This is a genomic window from Oerskovia sp. NPDC060338, from assembly GCF_042726295.1.
Taxonomy (GTDB): Bacteria; Actinomycetota; Actinomycetes; order Actinomycetales; family Cellulomonadaceae; genus Oerskovia; species Oerskovia merdavium.
On the sequence record NZ_JBHXCQ010000012.1, the window covers coordinates 1 to 18,040 of the forward strand.

An 18,040-nucleotide genomic window follows, 5' to 3' on the forward strand; every position below is an offset into this window, starting at 1 on the left:
AACTCTGGGTCTCATTTTCTTTGTGGGGGGGCTTCTCGCCGGCCTGGTGTGGGGGCGCCCGCCGGGGGCCCCCCCCCCCCGGGCCCCCCCCGGGGCGGGCCGGCAGCCGCGCCGAGCCCCAGACTTCCGGTGTCCGACGCTGTGCACCGGGGAACGGCGCTCCCTCGTCGACCCTCTGAGAAGGGTCGACGAGGGAGTTGCTTGCACCAACCTGACAGCGCTGTCGGTTTCCCGGGGGGACGGGAGACCGAGACCCGCGGACCGCCACCCGGCGGCCCGCACCGCACGGAAGAAGACCCCGCTGCACCAACTGTGGCCGGAACGATCGAAGGAGATCGCACGACATGAGCTGGTACCCACCCACGCACGAACGCCCGACGGCGGATGCGCCGTCGGGCAGCAAGCCCACCTCTCCCGGCACACCCGCGGGCAAGGGCCGACGCCGCATCGCGGGCGTCCTCGCGGCCGGCCTCGCCCTGCCCATGCTCCCGCTGGGCGTCGGGACGGCCTCGGCCGCACCCGAGCCCGGCGACTTCTCGACGTCGTTCGAGACCGGTGACGCCGCAGCCCTCGACACGACCGTCGCCCAGCGCGACGGCGCGCCCTGGCAGTCCAACGTCACCGGACCCGTCTCCACGCTGCCCGGCAGCGCGCTCGGCAAGCTCGCGGGAGTGACCGCGAGCGGCGAGAACCTCCCCAACGAGGGCGCGGCCAAGCTCGCCGACGACAACTCGGGCACCAAGTGGCTCACCCGGACCACGACCGGCTGGGTCGCCTACGCGTTCACCGAGCCCGTACGGATCACGGGCTACTCGATGACGTCGGGCGACGACGCCGAGGGACGCGACCCCAAGAGCTGGACCCTCGAAGGGTCCACCGACGGCACCACGTGGGTCCCGCTCGACCAGCGGAGCAACGAGGACTTCCCCCAGCGCAAGCAGGCGCGGGTCTTCGAGGTCGCGACGCCCGGCACCTACCAGCACTACCGCCTCAACGTCACCGCCAACTCGGGCGAGTCGCTCACCCAGCTCGCGGACTGGAACCTCTCGACCGACCTGAACGCCGCCCCCGCGCAGACGCCCATGGTCACCAAGGTCGGCGCCGGCCCGTCGAGCGGCCCGACCATCAAGACCAACGTCGGCTTCACGGGCACCAAGGCCCTGCGCTACGCGGGCAGCCAGCTCGCCGACGGGCCGTCGAGCGCGACCAACCTCCTGTACGACGACGTCGACGTCGCCGTGGGCGAGGACACGCGCCTGAGCTACACGATCTTCCCCGAGCTGCTCAACGACCTCGCGTACCCCTCGACGTACGCGTCGGTCGACGTGAAGTTCACCGACGGCACGTACCTGTCCGAGCTCGGTGCGCGCGACCAGCACGACACCCCGTTCTCGCCCGAGGGCCAGGGCACGGGCAAGATCCTCTACGCCAACCAGTGGAACTCGATCCAGGTGGACCTGGGCGGCGTCGCGACCGGCAAGACGGTCGACGAGGTCCTGCTCGGTTACGACAACCCCACGGGCAAGGCCGGCACGCGCTTCCAGGGCTGGGTCGACGACATCGCTTTCACCGCGAGCCCCGAGCGGATCGACGGGTCGAGCCTGACCAACTACGTCGACACGCGCCGCGGCACGTTCGCGACCGGCGGGTTCTCGCGCGGCAACAACATCCCCGCGTCCGCGGTGCCCAACGGCTTCAACTTCTGGACGCCCATGACCGACGCGGCGTCCCAGAGCTGGCTCTACGCGTACCAGCAGCAGAACAACGCGAACAACAAGCCCCAGCTCCAGGGCATCGGGGTCTCGCACGAGCCCAGCCCCTGGATGGGGGACCGCAACCAGCTCGCGTTCCTGCCCGCGGCCGGCGGCGGCACGCCCAACGCCACGCTCGGCACGCGCGCGCTCGAGTTCACGCACGACGACGAGACCGCGCAGCCCGACTACTACGGGGTGCGGTTCACCAACGGCATCCAGGCCGAGGTCACCCCGACCGATCACGGCGCGGTGCTCCGCTTCTCCTACGCGACCGACCAGGGCCAGGTCCTCGTCGACAGCGTGAGCGGCGACGCCAAGCTGGCCTACGACGCCGCGAGCGGCACGCTCTCCGGCTGGGTCGACGGCGGCAGCGGCCTCTCGGCCGGACGGTCGCGCATGTTCATCTCCGGGACGTTCGACCGCCTGCCCAGCGCGGTCGGGACCGCCGCGGGCAACCGCGCCAACGCACGGTTCGCGACGTTCGACACCTCGTCGGACAAGACCGTCGAGCTCCGCGTGGCCACGTCCTTCATCAGCCAGGCGCAGGCCCGCAAGAACCTCGACCTCGAGGTCACGGGCCGGTCCTTCGAGGACGTGCGCTCCGCGGCGCAGTCCGCCTGGAACGACCGCCTGGAGGTCATCGAGGTCGAGGGCGCCAACGAGGACAAGCTCACGACGCTCTACTCCAACCTCTACCGCCTCAACCTGTACCCCAACTCGCAGTTCGAGAACACGGGCACGGCCGAGGCGCCGAAGTTCCAGTACGCGAGCCCCGTCGCGGCCAAGACCGGCAGCGCGAGCGACACCACGACGAACGCCAAGATCGTCGACGGCAAGATCTACGTCAACAACGGCTTCTGGGACACCTACCGCACGGCCTGGCCCGCCTACTCGCTCCTGTACCCGGAGCTGGCGGCCGAGCTCGTCGACGGGTTCGTCCAGCAGTACCGTGACGGTGGCTGGGTCGCTCGCTGGTCCTCCCCGGGCTACGCGGACCTCATGACCGGCACCAGCTCGGACGTGGCCTTCGCCGACGCGTACCTCAAGGGCGTCCCGCTCGCGGACCCGCTCGCGACGTACGACGCCGCGCTCAAGAACGCGACGGTCCTGCCGCCGAACAACGCCGTGGGCCGCAAGGGCCTCGACACGTCGCAGTTCCTCGGCTACACCCAGGCGTCCACGCACGAGTCCGTGTCGTGGGGCCTCGAGGGGCTCATCAACGACTTCGGCATCGGCAACATGGCCGCGGCCCTCGCCGAGGACCCCGCCACGCCCGACGAGCGCCGCGAGCAGCTGCGCGAGGAGTCCGAGTACTTCCTCGAGCGTGCGACGCACTACGTCAACCTGTTCGACCCGGCCACGGGCTTCTTCCAGGGCCGCAACGCCGACGGGACGTTCGAGAAGTCTCCCGAGACGTTCAACCCCGAGGACTGGGGCGGTCCCTACACCGAGACCAGCGGCTGGAACTTCGCGTTCCACGCCCCCCAGGACGGTCAGGGCCTCGCCAACCTCTACGGCGGGCAGGACGGCCTCGAGGCCAAGCTCGACCTCTTCTTCAGCACCCCGGAGAAGGCACCCAACGGCGGCATCCACGAGCGTCTCGAAGCACGTGACGTCCGCATGGGCCAGTGGGGCATGAGCAACCAGGTCTCGCACCACATCCCCTACCTCTACGACGCGGCCGGAGCCCCGGCCAAGGCGCAGGAGAAGGTCCGCGAGTCGCTGCGCCGCCTGTTCGTGGGGAGCGACATCGGCCAGGGCTACCCCGGTGACGAGGACAACGGCGAGATGTCGTCGTGGTGGATCCTGTCCTCGCTCGGCATCTACCCCCTGCAGGTCGGCTCGGAGGAGTACGCGATCGGCTCGCCGCAGTTCACCAAGGCGACCGTGCACCTCGAGAGCGGCGACCTGGTCGTCAACGCCCCGCAGAACAGCGTCGACAACGTCTACGTCCAGTCGCTCACGGTCGACGGCGAGGCGCACACCTCGACGTCGATCAAGCACTCCGACCTGGTCGGCGGCACCACGCTCGACTTCGAGATGGGCCCCGAGCCCTCCGCGTGGGGCACGGGCGAGGACGACGCACCGCCGTCCCTGACCACCGGTGACGAGGCGCCCGAGTCCGACACGGACGTGACGACGTCGGGCCTGGGGACGGTGACCGTCTCCGACGGCACGCCGGCCGCCCAGCTCGCGTCGCTCACCGACAACACGTCGCAGACCCGCACCACCTTCACGACGGGCACGCCTGTCGTCACCTGGAAGGCCGCAGGCCTCCAGCCGACGGTCACGTCCTACACGCTGACCTCGGGCGCGACCGGCACGGCAGCACCCAAGGCCTGGAAGGTCGAGGGGTCGAACGACGGCCAGACCTGGACGACGCTCGACGAGCGCACCGACCAGCAGTTCCGCTGGGCCGTCCAGACCCGGCCGTTCACGCTCGCCGAGCCCGCCGCGTACTCGCAGTACCGCGTGGCGGTCACGGCGACCTCGGGCGAGGGGGCGCTCGCGCTCGCCGAGCTCGAGCTGCTCGCCGACCCCAAGGCCTCGACCGGCGCCGAGCTCACGCTCACGGCCGGCCAGGACGTGGCGACCACGACCGGCACCGAGGTCAAGGCGTCGCTCGCGACGCTCGTCGGGGTCACGCCGGAGGAGGTCGCCGCAGGCGACGTCAGCGCGACCGTGACCTTCGGGGACGGCAGCGAGCCCGCCGCCGGGACCCTCACCAAGGTCCAGCTCGGCGGCTACACCGTCACCGCGCCGCACACCTTCGCCGCACCGGGCGTCTACCCGGTCACGGTCACGGTCACGCGCGGCGACAAGACGGTCACGGCCTCGCTCGACGTGTCCGTCGAGCTGGTCCGTGAGGGCTCGCTCGTCGCGGCCTACGACAACGTGTGCATCGGCGACGTCGGGACCACGTCCGGGAGCTGTGACGGCCAGGGCGTGTTCTTCGACCGGGCACAGCTCGCGGCCAAGGGCTTCGTGCAGGGCCAGCGCGGCACGGTGCCGGGCACGGACCTCGGGTTCGACGTCCCGGCGATCCCCGCCGGGCAGCCCGACAACGCGACGGGCGACGGCCAGACCATCGAGGTCGACGTCCCCGCGGACGCGCAGCAGCTCTCGGTGATCGGCACGGGCACGGAGAAGAACCAGGTGGCCTCCGGGACGCTGACGTTCGACGACGGCTCGTCGCAGCCCATCGACCTGAGCTTCGGCGACTGGTCGGGCGCGGCCCGCAACCCGGTGTCCGGCAACATCGCGGTCGCGGTGACCGACCACCGTCTGCGCGGCGGCAGCCCGCAGACCGGCACCCCCGCAGCGATCTTCGCGACGGCGCCGGTCACGCTCCCCGAGGGCAAGCGGCCCGTGAGCCTCACGCTCCCGGACCAGCCGGGTTCCCTCGCGAGCGACGGACGCATCCACGTCTTCGCGATCGCCTCCGACGGCACCCCGGTGGAGCACGCTCCGCTGGCCGCCGAGGCGGCAGCGGGCGTGAGCGTCGCCGCCGGGACCTCGCTCGAGGCCACGCTCGCCACCGTGACCGGTGGACGCGCGACGGCCGAGGCGCCGCTGCGGGCGGCGATCACGTGGGGAGACGGCAGCGACGTGGCCCCGGGGACGGTCGTCCCCGGTGGAACCTCGGTCACGGTCCAGGGGGCGCACACCTACGCGCAGCCCGGGACCTACACCGCGCACGTGACGGTCGACGACGGGTACGCGAGCACGAGCGTCCCCGTGACCGTCACGGTCACCGAGGCCGCTCCGGCTCTCGACGTCGCCACGACCGTCAAGACGCAGTGCACGGCCAAGAAGGTCACGCTGTCCGTCACGGCGGTCAACGGGGAGTCCTTCCCCGTGACGATCAAGGTCGTCACCCCGTTCGGCACCAAGACGTTCACGAACGTCGGGCCGGGCAAGAGCGCGCACCAGTCGTTCGCGACGCGTGCGGGCTCGATCGAGGCCGGCACCACGACGGTGACCGCCACCGCGACGGTCGACGGTGAGGAGGTCGTCGTGACCAGCGAGGTCGCGTACGGGGCCGCCACCTGCGGCTAGCCGCCAGAGGTACCTGATCGGGTGTCCCGCCGTCGGACGACCGGCCGCGGGGCACCCGCCCAGGGGAGCATCATCGACAGGTACGAGGAACGGGGAACCATGACCACCAGGGACGACGCAGCCGGAGCACCGGACGCTGCCACGTGGCGCCGGAGCCAGCTCGACGGGCTGCTCACCTTCGCGGAGGCGTCGCTGGGAGCGGACGGCGGGGCTCGCTGGCTCGACGACAAGGGCGCGCCGGACCCCCGCGAGCCCGTGCACACGTGGATCACGGCGCGCATGGCGCACATGTACTCGCTCGGTTCGCTGCTGGGCGTCCCGGGCGCCGACGAGCACGCCGACCTGGCGCTCGAGGGGCTGCGGACCTACCTCGCCGACCCCGCGGACGGCGGCTGGTTCGCGTCGCGAGGGCCGGGGGACGCGGTCGACGACACCAAGAGCGCCTACGCGCACGCGTTCGTCGTCCTCGCCGCGTCGAGCGGGACCGTGGCCGGACGGCCCGGAGCGCGCGAGCTGCTCGACGAGGCGCTGCGGGTCCTGGACCAGGAGTTCTGGGAGGCAGACCAGCAGATGCTGTGCGACGAGTGGGACCGCGCCTGGACGAGGTGCGTCCGCTACCGCGGTGCGAACGCGAACATGCACGGCGTCGAGGCGATGCTCGCCGCGCACTCGGCGACCGGCGACCCGCTCTGGCTCGAACGCGCGACGGCCGTCGCCGACCGGGTCGTGGCGGGGGCGGCCGAGCGCGAGTGGCGCGTCGTCGAGCACTTCGACGCGTCCTGGAACCCGGAGCCCGAGCTCAACGCCGAGCGCCCCAACGACCAGTTCAAGCCGTACGGCTCGACCCCGGGGCACGGGTTCGAGTGGGCGCGGCTCCTGCTGCAGCTCGACGCCGCGAGCGACTCCTCGGGGTCGGGGGCGTCCGCGGGCATCCCGGGGCCGAGGCTCGACGCGGCACGCCACCTGTTCGACCGGGCGCTCGACGACGGCTGGGACCCGGTCGAGGGCGGCTTCGTCTACACGGTCAACTGGCACGGCCGACCGATCGAGCAGCGCCGCTTCCACTGGGTCGCGGCCGAGGCGATCGGGGCCGCGGAGGTCCTCGCCAAGGTCACGGGCGAGGAGCGGTACGCGCGGCTCGCCCAGGAGTGGTGGGCGTACGCGCGGGCTCAACTGGTCGACGTCGAGCACGGCTCGTGGCACCACGAGCTCGACGTCCACAACCGCCCGTCGGGGGCCGTGTGGGACGGCAAGCCGGACATCTACCACGCGGGTCAGGCGCTGCTCCTGGCCGACGTGCCCGTGACGGGGAGCCTCGCGGAGTCGGTCGAGGCAGTGACGTCCCGCTGAGTGCGGACCCTCGTGCGACATGCCCGGCGCGTCGCACGAGGGCCCCGCGCTCAGCGGGTGCCGTAGACCTGCACCTCGGCCGCCTTGACGGCGAACCACACGTGCTCGCCCGGGGCGAGGCGCAGGTCGGCGACAGAGCGGGGGGTCAGGTCGGCGGCCAGGTGCCCGACGGCGTCCCGCACCTCGCGCGGACCCGTCACCTCTCCCCAGGCCCGGAAGAGCTGGCCGTGCGGCTCGATCGAGGTGATGGTCACCGCGAACGCGTTCCGCGGGCTGCCCGACGGCGCGTCGCGGTGGATCGCGACCGCACGGGGCTCGAACACCGCGACCGCGGGATCGCCGGCGACGAGGCTCGTCGCGTCGGCGACGACGCCCGCGACGGCGAGCCCCGGTCCGTCGAGCAGCAACCCACCGTCCTCGGCAGCGACGCCCGCGAGGAGGTTGATGCCCGCGAGCCGTGCCGCGAAGCGGGACCGGGGGCGGGTCAGGACCTCGCGCGCGGGCCCGTCCTCCACGACCCGGCCGCCCTCGAGCACGACCGCCCGGTCGGCGAGCAGGAGGACGTCGAGCAGGTCGTGCGTCACGAGCAGGGTCGTGCGGGGTCGGTCGCGCTGGGCGTCGTGCAGGACCCGGCGCACCTGCTGCGCGACCCCGACGTCGAGCGAGGCGAGCGGCTCGTCGAGCAGCAGGACGCGCGGGTCGGTCGCGAGCGCACGGGTGATCGAGACCCGTTGGGCCTGCCCGCCGGAGAGCGCCCCGGGCCGTCGCGCCATGAGCGGGCCGGCACCGAGCTCGTCGAGGCGCTCGCGGGCCTCGGCCCGGGCTGCGCGCCGGGGCACGCCACGGGCGCGCAGGCCGAACGCGACGTTGTCCGCCGCGTCGAGGTGCCCGAACAGCAGCGGACGTTGGGTCAGCCAACCGACCCCGCGCCGGCGCGGAGGGACCGAGAGGCCGCGCGACGTGTCGGTCAGGACCTCGCCGTCGACCGTGACACGGAGCTCGTCCTGCGCTGTGCCCGGCCGAGGCACGGGCGCAGGTGTGCTCGTCCGCGAACCGTGAGCGGCGCCGTCGGGTCCGGGGATCCCTGCGTCGCGGCGGGACCTCCCGCGACGCGAGGGGTGCCCGCGGTGGGGGAGCAGGCCCGTGACGGCCTGGAGGACGGTCGACTTCCCGGCGCCGTTGGGCCCGAGGATGGCGACGACCTGGCCGGGCTCGACCGTGAGGTCGAGGTCGACGCCGCGCTCGGCGAGGCGGACGCGCACGCCGAGCGTGACGGGCTCGCTCGCCGAGGGGGATGCACGTGTCGCTCGAGGGGGGCCGACGTCGTCGCTTCCGACGGGTCCCCGGACCCGGTCGGCGACCTCGGCGACCTCTCGGCGCCCCTCGGCCGACGACCCCGCACCCCGGACCTGAGGGTCCGCGCTCCCGAACGGCCCCCCGTGCACGGCCGCCGTGACGATCACGGCCACGACCACCAGCAGGAGCGAGAGCGCCACCGCGGCGTCGGGGTCGGCGCTGCGCTGCAGGTAGATCTCGAGCGGCAGGGTCTGGGTGACGCCCTGGAGCGCCCCGGCGAACGTGATGGTCGCGCCGAACTCCCCGAGGGCGCGCGCGAACGCGAGCACCGCCCCGGACACGAGCCCGGGCAGGACGAGCGGCAGGGTCACGCGACGCAGCACGGTCGTGGGGGAGGCGCCGAGCGTCGCGGCGACCTCCTCGTAGCGCGCGTCGTGCGTCCGCAGCGACCCCTCGAGGCTCAGCACGAGGAACGGCAGCGCGACGAAGGTCTGCGCCATGACCACCGCGGTGGTCGTGAACGCGACCTCGATCCCCAGGACGGACAGGTGCTGGCCGATCAGCCCGCGCCGGCCGAACGTGTAGAGCAGCGCGATGCCCCCCACGACGGGCGGCAGGACGAGCGGGAGCAGCACGAGCGCACGGGCGACACGCTGCCCGGGGAACGTGGTCCGTGCGAGGACCAGGGCCATGGGCGCGCCGAGCAGCACGCAGCACACGGTCGCGACGAGCGAGGTCCGCACCGAGAGCCACAGGGCGTCGGTCGCGGTGGGCGAGGTGAGCAGGTCCCAGATCCCGCCGAGCCCCCCGGACACGTCGAGTCGCGCGACCATCGCGACCACGGGCACGACGACGAACAGGGCGCCGAGCAGCGCGGGCGCGAGCACCCAGCGGGGGAGGCCGCGCATCAGATGGTTGTCCGAGGCGCACCGGGGCTGCGGTCCCGGGCGCGGTCGACGTCCGACCCGAGAACGGTTCCGCCCCCGCGTCCCGGCCTCACGGTGCCCCGAAGCCCGCCTTCGCGAGCGCTGCCTGGCCGACGGGCCCGGTCACGAGGTCGAGCCACTCCTGGGCCAGCGCGGCGTCCGCGGCTCCCGACGTCACCGCGATCGGGTAGGTGTTCACGACGGTCTTGGTCTCGGGGACGTCGATCACCTCGACGTCGTCGCCCGCGAGGGTCGCGTCGGTCACGTAGACGAGCCCGGCGTCGGCCTCCCCGGCGGTGACCTTGGCGAGGACGTCGGTCACGCTCGCCTCCTCGCTCACGCGGTGGACGGTGGTGCCGGCGGCGGCCTCGACCTTGGCGGTCGCGGACCCGCAGGGCACCTCGGCCGCGCACACGACGACCTTGAGGTCCTCGCGCGAGAGGTCGGCGAACGACGTGACGCCACCGGGGTTCCCGGCGGGGACGACGACCGTGAGCGTGTTGGTCGCGAAGACCACGGGGTCGGCCGCGTCGCCGCCCTCGACGACGCGGTCCATGTTCTTGGTGTCGGCCGAGGCGAACACGTCGCCCGGGCTCCCGGCGAGGAGCTGGTCGGCGAGGTCGGCCGACCCGGCGAACGACAGCGCGACGGTCACGCCGTCGTGCTCGGCCTCGAAGCCCTCGGCGAGCTCGGCGAACACGTCGCGCAGCGACGCGGCGGCGAGGACCGTGAGGGTCTGCTCCTCGACGGCCGCGTCCGGTGCGGAGGAGGCGGCGGGGGTCTCGCTGCCCGACGACGTCCCGCAGGCCGCGAGGGCGACCGTCAGCAGGGCCGTGGTCATCACGGCGACCGTGCGCCTCGCGGCTCGGGTGCGGGACGCGGGGGACGACGGTGCGGTCCGGGGAGCGGGGGTGGTGCTGTTCACGCGATGCCTCCTGGCGTCTCGACGATCACGGTGGTGGCCTTGACGACGGCGACGGCGAGGCTGCCGGGCTCGAGCCCGAGCTCACGGACCGCCTCGGTGCTCATGAGCGACACGACGCGCTGGCCGCCGCACAGCATCTCGACCTGGGACATGACGGTGTCGCTCACGACGTGGGTCACGATCCCGACGAACCGGTTCCGGGCCGAGCGGGCGACGCCGGACGGGTCGCTCGTGGGGGACTGGGCGTTCTGGGTCGCGAAGCGCGCGAGCTGCGCGCCGTCGACGACCTTGCGGCCCGAGTCGTCGAGGGCGACGTCGAGGTCGCCCGCGTCGACCCAGCGGCGGACGGTGTCGTCACTGACGCCGAGCAGGTCGGCGGCTTCGCGTATCCGATAGTGCGGCATGAGAGCGAGCATAGTGCCGCAGATGCGGAACTGTTGCGACACGATGTCATGATACGGGCCGGTTGGCGGCGATATGCCTGATTCCGTGTCGCGGGCGTGGCATGCTCCGAGAGGCGTGCGGCGCGTGCGCCGAGGACGGGGAGGAGGACGTGTCGTGAGTCGCTACTGGAGCTCGCTGGCCCTGGTCGTGATCGGGGTGATCTGGGCCGTCGGAGGAGTCGTCACTGCGATCACAGGAGGGGACGAGCCCGGGTCGCCGATGCTCTGGGCCGTGCTCGGCCTGGTCGCGGTCGTCGCCGGTGTCGCGAGCTACGTGGTGCGGTCGCGACGGGACGCCTGACGGCCCCGCACATCGGGGGACGCGAGAGGCCCCGCACCAGCTGGTGCGGGGCCTCTCGGGTGGAGCGGATGACGGGAATCGAACCCGCGCTATCAGCTTGGGAAGCTGAAGTTCTACCATTGAACTACATCCGCATGACGTGGATCCTTGCGGTTCGCAGGCCGTCTCCGGCGGTGCGAGCCGATCAGGAACCGGTGTGCGTCCACGATCATACCCAACGCGGGCCATGATGCCAGCATCGAAGCCCGCGCTACGCCTGAGGAGGCGCCTTGTCCGAGAACCCGTACCAGCAGCAGCCCACTGATCCTGCGGCTGGAGCGGACCCGTACGCGGCGCAGCAGCCCGCGTACGGCCAGCCTGCCCAGCCGGGTTACGGCACACCGGATGCTGCCGGTGCGCAGGGCTACCCGCCGGTCGACCCGGCTGCGGGCCGGCAGGGCGGCTACGGCTACGGCGCCCCGACGGACCCTTACGGCCAGCAGCCCGGCTACGGCCAGCCTGCCCAGCCCGGCTACGGCGCGCCCGCGGACCCGTACGGTCAGCAGGCCCAGCCCGGCTACGGCGCGCCCGCGGACCCGTACGGTCAGCAGACGCAGCCCGGCTACGGCTACGGGGCCCCGACGGACCCGTACGGCCAGCAGCCCGGCTACCAGCAGCCCTACGGCGCGTACGGTGCCCAGCAGACCGGCTACTACGAGGACCCGAACGCCAAGTCGCGTCTCGCGGCGGGTCTGCTCGGGATCTTCCTGGGCAGCCTCGGGATCCACCGCTTCTACCTCGGGTACACCGGGGTCGGCGTGACCATGCTGCTCATCTCGGTGCTGTCGCTGGGCTTCCTCAGCTGGGCCGTCGCGATCTGGGGCCTGGTCGAGGGCATCCTCTACCTGACGTCCAAGTCGGGGCAGTACTCGGTCGACTCGACGGGCCGACCGCTGCGGAGCTGATGCCGTGCCCACCCGAGGTCGGTCAGGCTCAGCCCGTCTGACCGGCCGGCCTCGGGTCCGGCGTCCGGGGCGCCGGCCCACACCGGCCCGACCCTCGGCCGTGTCCGCGATGACCTCGCCGGACCATCTCTCGGCGCCCGCCCGGCGCGGAGTACCGTTGCCCCGTGCTCCTCTCCGACCGCGACATCACTGCCGAGATCGACGCCCAGCGGGTCCGCCTCGACCCCTACGACCCCGCGATGCTCCAGCCGTCGAGCATCGACGTGCGGCTGGACAAGTTCTTCCGGCTGTTCGACAACCACAAGTACCCGTTCATCGACCCGTCGACGGACCAGCCGGACCTGACGCGCCTCGTCGAGGTCGAGCCGGGCGAGCCGTTCATCCTGCACCCGGGCGAGTTCGTCCTGGGCGCGACCTACGAGCAGGTGTCCCTGCCCGACGACGTCGCGGCCCGCCTCGAGGGCAAGTCCTCCCTGGGCCGCCTCGGGCTCCTCACGCACTCCACGGCCGGTTTCATCGACCCTGGTTTCAGCGGTCACGTGACGCTCGAGCTGAGCAACGTCGCGACGCTCCCCATCACGTTGTGGCCGGGCATGAAGATCGGCCAGCTGTGCTTCTTCCGGCTGTCGTCGGCGTCGGAGCACCCGTACGGCTCGTCGATCTATGGTTCTCGGTACCAGGGTCAGCGGGGCCCCACGGCCTCGCGTTCCTGGCAGAACTTCCACCGCACCGACGTGTGATCCCCAGCCGGCTCACCCGAGCCCGCCAGATCGGACGTTCTCACCGCAGAGAGGCTGACACCACCGTGTCCCAGGCGCCCAGCTCGACCCTCCAACCGTTCCCCGCGTCGTCGGCGCAGGGCCACCAGGCGCGGCACCTGCTCGCGCTGCCGGGGGACGTCGAGATCGACGAGGTCGAGACCCTTGCCGTGTCCAGGTTCGCCGGGGCGCGGTGGGACGTGGCGCCGTCGGGCACGGATCCTCTGACGCCGGCGCCCCGCACGGCCAAGCCGGGGGAGCCCGGGGTCCTGCGCACCTCGCGGCACTCGACGCTCACGGGGCCCTACTCCCCGTGGTCGGCGGACGGGAGCAACCCGGGTCTGCCGCCCGGCACGGAGCAGGTGTACGACGTCGTGTGCCCGCGCGAGCGCGGCGACGTCCCGTTCCCCGGTGGTGGGGACCGCGACGGCGTCGGGCGTGCTTTCCCCGCGGGCCTGCCCACCCGCGAGGAGGAGCGCGTCATCGCGTGGCTCGTCGAGGTCGCGCGCCGCCTGGGCGGCTCGATCCGGGTGGACGCCGGCAACCCGGCGGCGCCCGCGGTCGTGCTGACCCCCGACCCGGGGGTCGCTGTCGACATGTCCGTGTTCTCGGACGTGTGGCTCGACCCGGAGGCCGCGCTCGCGGTCGTCTCGAACGTCCACCCGCGCGTGGTGCTCGCGACCGAGGGGCGCTCGTACGGGGGCCCGCCCCAGGGCATCGGCGAGCTGCCGCTGTACCGGGGCGAGAAGATGGACCCCGAGCTGCGGCGCGCGCTGCACGCCCAGGCCGACGACATCGACATCGCGGCGCTGACGAGCGGCAAGGTGCTCGACGGCTACGGCCTGATCATCGACATGGGGGTCGACGGCCTGGTGGCCGTGGAGATCGGCGGCGAGGAGCAGCTCCCGCTCCTGCTGCGCAACCTCCCGTGGGCCTCGCAGGGCGCGGTCGCCTACCGGTTGCGCTGGGAGCCGCGCGACCTGGTCGAGGCGCAGACGGAGTCGCCGTCGTTCGAGCTGAAGATCGCGCGCAAGCGCGCGGCCGAGCTGATCGCGAACGTGACGCGTGCGCTCTATGCCGCGGTCGGTGGCGAGATCGCCGACGAGGCCGACTTCCTCGTGGACCCGCAGGACATCTGAGCAGGGGGTGCGGGCCGGGTGGGCCCGCACCCGCCACCGACCCGCCCGCTCGCGGGCCCGGAGCGTGGTTGCGCTCCCAGAGGGGCCGCGAATACTCTGTGCCGAGTAGTCGAAGACGGGCGAGAACGGGCGAGAACGGGCGAGGCGGACATGGCAGACGACGCAGCGTCCGGCGACGCCGCCACGGCACGGCGCCGTGCGAACGCCCTGGCGCTCGCGGTCCTCGCGCAGCTCGCGGAGCGCCCCATGCACCCGTACGAGATCGCGCGCACGCTCAAGGACCGTCGCAAGGACGAGTCCGTGCGACTCAACTACGGCTCGCTCTACTCGGTCATCACGGCGCTCGTGCGCGACGGGTTCATCGAGCCGGCGGGCACCGAGCAGGACGGGAACCGTCCGCAGCGCACCGTCTACCGGTTGACCGGCGCGGGGCGCACCGAGGTCGACGACTGGATGCGCGCCCTCCTGGGCACGCCCGTCAAGGAGTACCCGCAGTTCATGGCGGCGCTCAGCTTCCTCCCGCTCCTGGGGCCCGACGACGTCACGGACCTCCTGCGCACCCGTCTGGTCGCGCTGCGGGTCAAGGTCCGCAGGATCGAGGACGACCTGGAGGACCTCGACCTCTCCGGCGCGGACCGGCCCGAGGTGTCCGAGCTCGCCGTCGCGGACTCGCGCTACGAGCTGGCGATCCTGCGCGCCGAGCTCGCGTACACCGAGGTGCTCGTGCGGCGCATCGCCGACGGGACCCTCGGAGGGATCGATGCGTGGCGGTCGGCGACCCGCTGACCGCCGCTCCGCAGGGGTTCTGCGGCTCGCCGCGTCGTGGTCCGCTCGTGTGTTCCCGCTGAACCTGTGACATCACCCACCGATCCTCGGGGCGCCGAGTGGTCACCAAGGCCTCGTTGAACGGTAAAATACTTACCGGACCCGGTGTGTCTCCGGGCCGTCCTCTGCATGCGCGCTGTCGCGTCGTCCTGGTCGGTCCTGACGACAGCCCCTGGTCCACGTTCTCGCCCACCCGCCCCCGACCAGGACGGAGCGGACGTGCTCTATCTGCTCGTTGCGCATCTGGCAATGGCACTCGGCGCGCCCGCACTCGTCTCGGTGCTGGGCCGCAAGGCGTTCTTGGTGATGGCCCTCGCGCCCGCCTCCGCCGCTGTCTACGCCCTCAGCTGGACCACGCGCGTCATGGACGGCGTGCACCCCACCGAGGTCACCCAGTGGGTGCCCGGACTGGGGCTCGAGCTCGCCTTCCGCATGGACACCCTGTCCTGGCTCATGCTGCTGCTCGTGGGCGGCGTCGGGGCCCTGGTCCTCGTCTACTGCTCGGCCTACTTCTCTCCCGCCGCGTCCGGTCTCGGGCGCTTCGGCGCCGTGCTCACGGCGTTCGCGGGAGCCATGGTCGGTCTCGTCACGGCCGACGACATGCTGCTCCTGTTCATCTTCTGGGAGCTCACGACGGTCTTCTCGTACCTGCTGATCGGCCACTACGCCGACCGCAAGGCGAGCCGAAGAGCCGCGATGCAGGCCATCATCGTCACGACCGCAGGCGGCCTGGCGATGCTCGTGGGCGTCGTGATCCTGGGCGTCCAGGGCGGCACCTTCCGGCTCTCGGAGATCATCGCGGACCCCCCGACGGGCGGAGCGGTGACCGCCGCGATCGTGTGCCTCCTGGCCGGCGCGGCGAGCAAGGCCGCGCTCATCCCGCTGCACTTCTGGCTCCCCGCGGCCATGGCCGCGCCCACCCCGGTCAGCGCCTACCTGCACGCCGCAGCCATGGTCAAGGCCGGCGTCTACCTCGTCGCGCGCTTCGCCCCCGCGTACTCCGACACCACGGTCTGGCGCACGATCGTCATCGTCCTGGGCGTGGGCACGCTGCTCGTGGGCGGCTACCGGGCGCTGCGCCAGCACGACCTCAAGCTCGTCCTGGCGTTCGGCACCGTGAGCCAGCTCGGCCTGATCGTCCTGCTCGTGGGGCTCGGGACGCGGTCCGCCGCGCTCGCCGGCCTGGCCATGATCGGCGCGCACGCCATGTTCAAGGCCTCGCTCTTCCTCGTGGTCGGCGTGGTCGACGCCGCGACGGGGACCCGTGACCTGCGCCGGTTGACGGGCGTCGGGCGAGCGCTGCCCCTGACGGCGCTCGCCGGCGCCCTCGCGACCGCCTCCATGATCGGGCTGCCGCCGCTCGCGGGCTACGTCGCCAAGGAGGCCGCGCTCGAGGCCCTCCTGCACGGCGAGGGGCCCACGTGGGTCGACGCCGTCGTCCTGATCGGCGTGGTCGTGGGCTCGATGTTCACGGTCGCCTACGGTCTCCGGTTCTTCTGGGGCGCGTTCGCGACCAAGAAGCACGTCGCCGCGGCAGTGGCCCGCGCCAACGAGCACGTCCGCCTCAACGCGACCGGCAAGCAGCTCGTCGCCCAGCGCGGCGCGGGGCTGCCGCTGCCGGACGAAGCCCCGATCGACCCCGCACGCATCCACCGCCAGCCCGCGCTCCTCGTGTGGCCCGCCCTCGTGCTGGCGCTGCTCGGCCTCGCGGCCGCACTCGTCCCGCACTTCGGGGAGAACCTCCTCGCGCCCTACGCCGACACCTATCCCGCGGGCGAGCCGGGGCACCTGACCCTGTGGGCCGGGTTCACGCCGGCGCTGGGGCTCACGGTCCTCATCCTCGCGGTCGGCGCCCTGCTGTTCTGGCAGCGCAAGGCCGTCGAGCGGTTCCAGGCGTCGCTCTGGACCGGTCCGGAGGCCGACCGCACCTACCGGCGGATCATGCGCCGCCTCGACGAGGTGGCGGCCGACGTCACCGCGGTCACGCAGCGTGGTTCGCTGCCGTTCTACCTCGGCGCGATCCTCGTCGTGCTCGTCGTCGGGCCCGGCCTCCTGATGTTCATCGGAGGGCAGTGGCCCGAGCAGGTCAAGGCGTGGGACCGCCCGGCCCAGGTCGCCGCGGTCGCGGCCATCTGCGTCGCGTCCATCCTCGCGGCGCGCTCGCGCCGTCGCCTCAAGGCCGTGATCCTCGTGGGCATCGCGGGCTACGGCAACGCCATGCTGTTCCTGCTGCACGGTGCGCCCGACCTCGCGCTCACGCAGGTGCTCGTCGAGACCATCACCCTCGTGGTCATGGTCCTGGTGCTCCGCAGGCTCCCCCCGTACTTCTCCAACCGGCCGCTCGCGACGTCGCGCTGGGTGCGCCTGGTCCTGGGCGTCGCGGTGGGCGTGGTCATGATGGGCTTCGCCCTCACGGTCCCGCTCGCCCGCGTGGCCAGCCCCATCTCGCTCGACTTCCCGGCCGAGGCGTTCATCCACGGCTACGGCAAGAACATCGTCAACGTGACCCTCGTGGACATCCGCGCCTGGGACACCATGGGCGAGATCTCGGTGCTGCTCGTCGCGGCGACCGGAGTCGCGTCCCTGGTCTTCCTGCGGACCCGCAGCGGCGAGATCCTGCGCGAGCGCAACGCGACGTCGTCGGGCGCCGCGACCCCCGGCATCTGGGCCAACGAGGAGGACCCGGGCGCCGCGCTGCGCCGCCGCGGCGTCGACGAGGCGGCCGCCGAGGGCAAGCAGCCACGCATGCTCGTGTGGCTGAGCGCAGGGCGCACGCTCGCCCCGCAGCGACGCTCGGTCATCTTCGAGGTCGTCACGCGCGTGCTCTTCCACTCGATGATCGTGTTCGCGATCTTCCTGCTCTTCTCGGGGCACAACGCCCCCGGTGGCGGGTTCGCGGCCGGCCTCGTGGTCGGGATCGCGCTCATCGTGCGCTACCTCGCGGGCGGACGCTACGAGCTCGGCGAGGCCGCACCGGTCCACCCGGGCCTGCTGCTGGGCACGGGGTTGTTCCTGTCCGTGGGGGTGGGGCTGATCGGCCTGATCATGGGCGGCAGCGTGCTGCAGAGCGTCGCGATCGACCTGACGCTCCCGCTCGTCGGGACGATCCACCTGGTCACGTCGCTGTTCTTCGACATCGGGGTGTTCCTCGTCGTCGTCGGCCTGGTGCTCGACATCCTGCGCACGCTCGGTGCCGAGATCGACCGCCACGGAGAGGCCGCGGCCCGGGAGGACGCGGGGCCCATGGAAGCGATGGAACCGGACCAGATCGGAGGGGGGCGACGATGAGCTCGACGAACCACCTGCTCGCGCCGCTCCTG

Annotated in this window: 11 protein-coding genes and 1 tRNA gene; 8 read left to right on the top strand and 4 right to left on the bottom strand. The window is 72.6% G+C overall.

From position 1 onward, the window contains the following. Positions 1 to 344 precede the first annotated feature (344 nt). Positions 345 to 5,813 carry a GH92 family glycosyl hydrolase gene (locus ACFWGN_RS15180; protein WP_377617907.1) on the top strand — a complete coding sequence of 1,823 codons (5,469 nt, stop codon included), beginning with the start codon at positions 345 to 347 and terminating at the stop codon, positions 5,811 to 5,813. Between the two features lie 99 nt (positions 5,814 to 5,912). After that, the gene (locus tag ACFWGN_RS15185) at positions 5,913 to 7,163 is read left to right on the top strand and encodes an AGE family epimerase/isomerase (RefSeq protein WP_377617908.1); all 1,251 of its coding nucleotides are present in this window, start codon (positions 5,913 to 5,915) and stop codon (positions 7,161 to 7,163) included. A 50-nt stretch (positions 7,164 to 7,213) separates the two neighbouring features. Here ACFWGN_RS15185 and ACFWGN_RS15190 read toward each other — a convergent pair whose 3' ends face one another. From ACFWGN_RS15190 to ACFWGN_RS15200, 3 genes are all read right to left on the bottom strand, one after another. Then, entirely contained in the window at positions 7,214 to 9,367 is a 2,154-nt protein-coding gene (locus ACFWGN_RS15190) for an ABC transporter permease (RefSeq protein WP_377617910.1), read from the bottom strand. Between the two features lie 88 nt (positions 9,368 to 9,455). Next, positions 9,456 to 10,310, bottom strand: a complete 855-nt coding sequence (gene modA, locus ACFWGN_RS15195) for a molybdate ABC transporter substrate-binding protein (RefSeq protein ID WP_377617912.1) — start codon at positions 10,308 to 10,310, stop codon at positions 9,456 to 9,458. Then, complete coding sequence (locus tag ACFWGN_RS15200; protein WP_377618150.1) at positions 10,307 to 10,714, bottom strand: molybdopterin-binding protein; 408 nt, start codon at positions 10,712 to 10,714, stop codon at positions 10,307 to 10,309. Before ACFWGN_RS15200 ends, modA begins: the two co-directional genes overlap by 4 nt. A 154-nt stretch (positions 10,715 to 10,868) precedes the next feature. Here ACFWGN_RS15200 and ACFWGN_RS15205 point away from each other — a divergent pair, with 154 nt between their 5' ends. Continuing rightward, on the top strand, positions 10,869 to 11,054 hold the full coding sequence (locus tag ACFWGN_RS15205; protein ID WP_377617914.1) for a hypothetical protein: 186 nt from the start codon (positions 10,869 to 10,871) through the stop codon (positions 11,052 to 11,054). Positions 11,055 to 11,114: 60 nt separating this feature from the next. Here ACFWGN_RS15205 and ACFWGN_RS15210 read toward each other — a convergent pair. Further along, positions 11,115 to 11,188 (bottom strand) — tRNA-Gly (locus tag ACFWGN_RS15210). Between the two features lie 135 nt (positions 11,189 to 11,323). Between ACFWGN_RS15210 and ACFWGN_RS15215 the strand changes: the two genes are divergently transcribed. From ACFWGN_RS15215 to ACFWGN_RS15235, 5 genes are all read left to right on the top strand, one after another. Next, positions 11,324 to 11,998: an NINE protein gene (locus tag ACFWGN_RS15215; RefSeq protein ID WP_377617915.1), complete on the top strand. Its 675-nt coding sequence runs from the start codon at positions 11,324 to 11,326 to the stop codon at positions 11,996 to 11,998. A 164-nt stretch (positions 11,999 to 12,162) separates the two neighbouring features. Beyond that, positions 12,163 to 12,738: a dCTP deaminase gene (gene dcd / locus ACFWGN_RS15220; RefSeq protein ID WP_056652708.1), complete on the top strand. Its 576-nt coding sequence runs from the start codon at positions 12,163 to 12,165 to the stop codon at positions 12,736 to 12,738. A gap of 65 nt (positions 12,739 to 12,803) precedes the next feature. Then, positions 12,804 to 13,895, top strand: coding sequence for a hypothetical protein (locus ACFWGN_RS15225; protein WP_377617916.1), 1,092 nt, complete (start codon positions 12,804 to 12,806; stop codon positions 13,893 to 13,895). Positions 13,896 to 14,045: 150 nt separating this feature from the next. After that, positions 14,046 to 14,681: a PadR family transcriptional regulator gene (locus ACFWGN_RS15230; protein WP_377617918.1), complete on the top strand. Its 636-nt coding sequence runs from the start codon at positions 14,046 to 14,048 to the stop codon at positions 14,679 to 14,681. Between the two features lie 288 nt (positions 14,682 to 14,969). Beyond that, on the top strand, positions 14,970 to 18,008 hold the full coding sequence (locus ACFWGN_RS15235) for a Na+/H+ antiporter subunit A (protein WP_377617920.1): 3,039 nt from the start codon (positions 14,970 to 14,972) through the stop codon (positions 18,006 to 18,008). Positions 18,009 to 18,040: the final 32 nt, after the last annotated feature.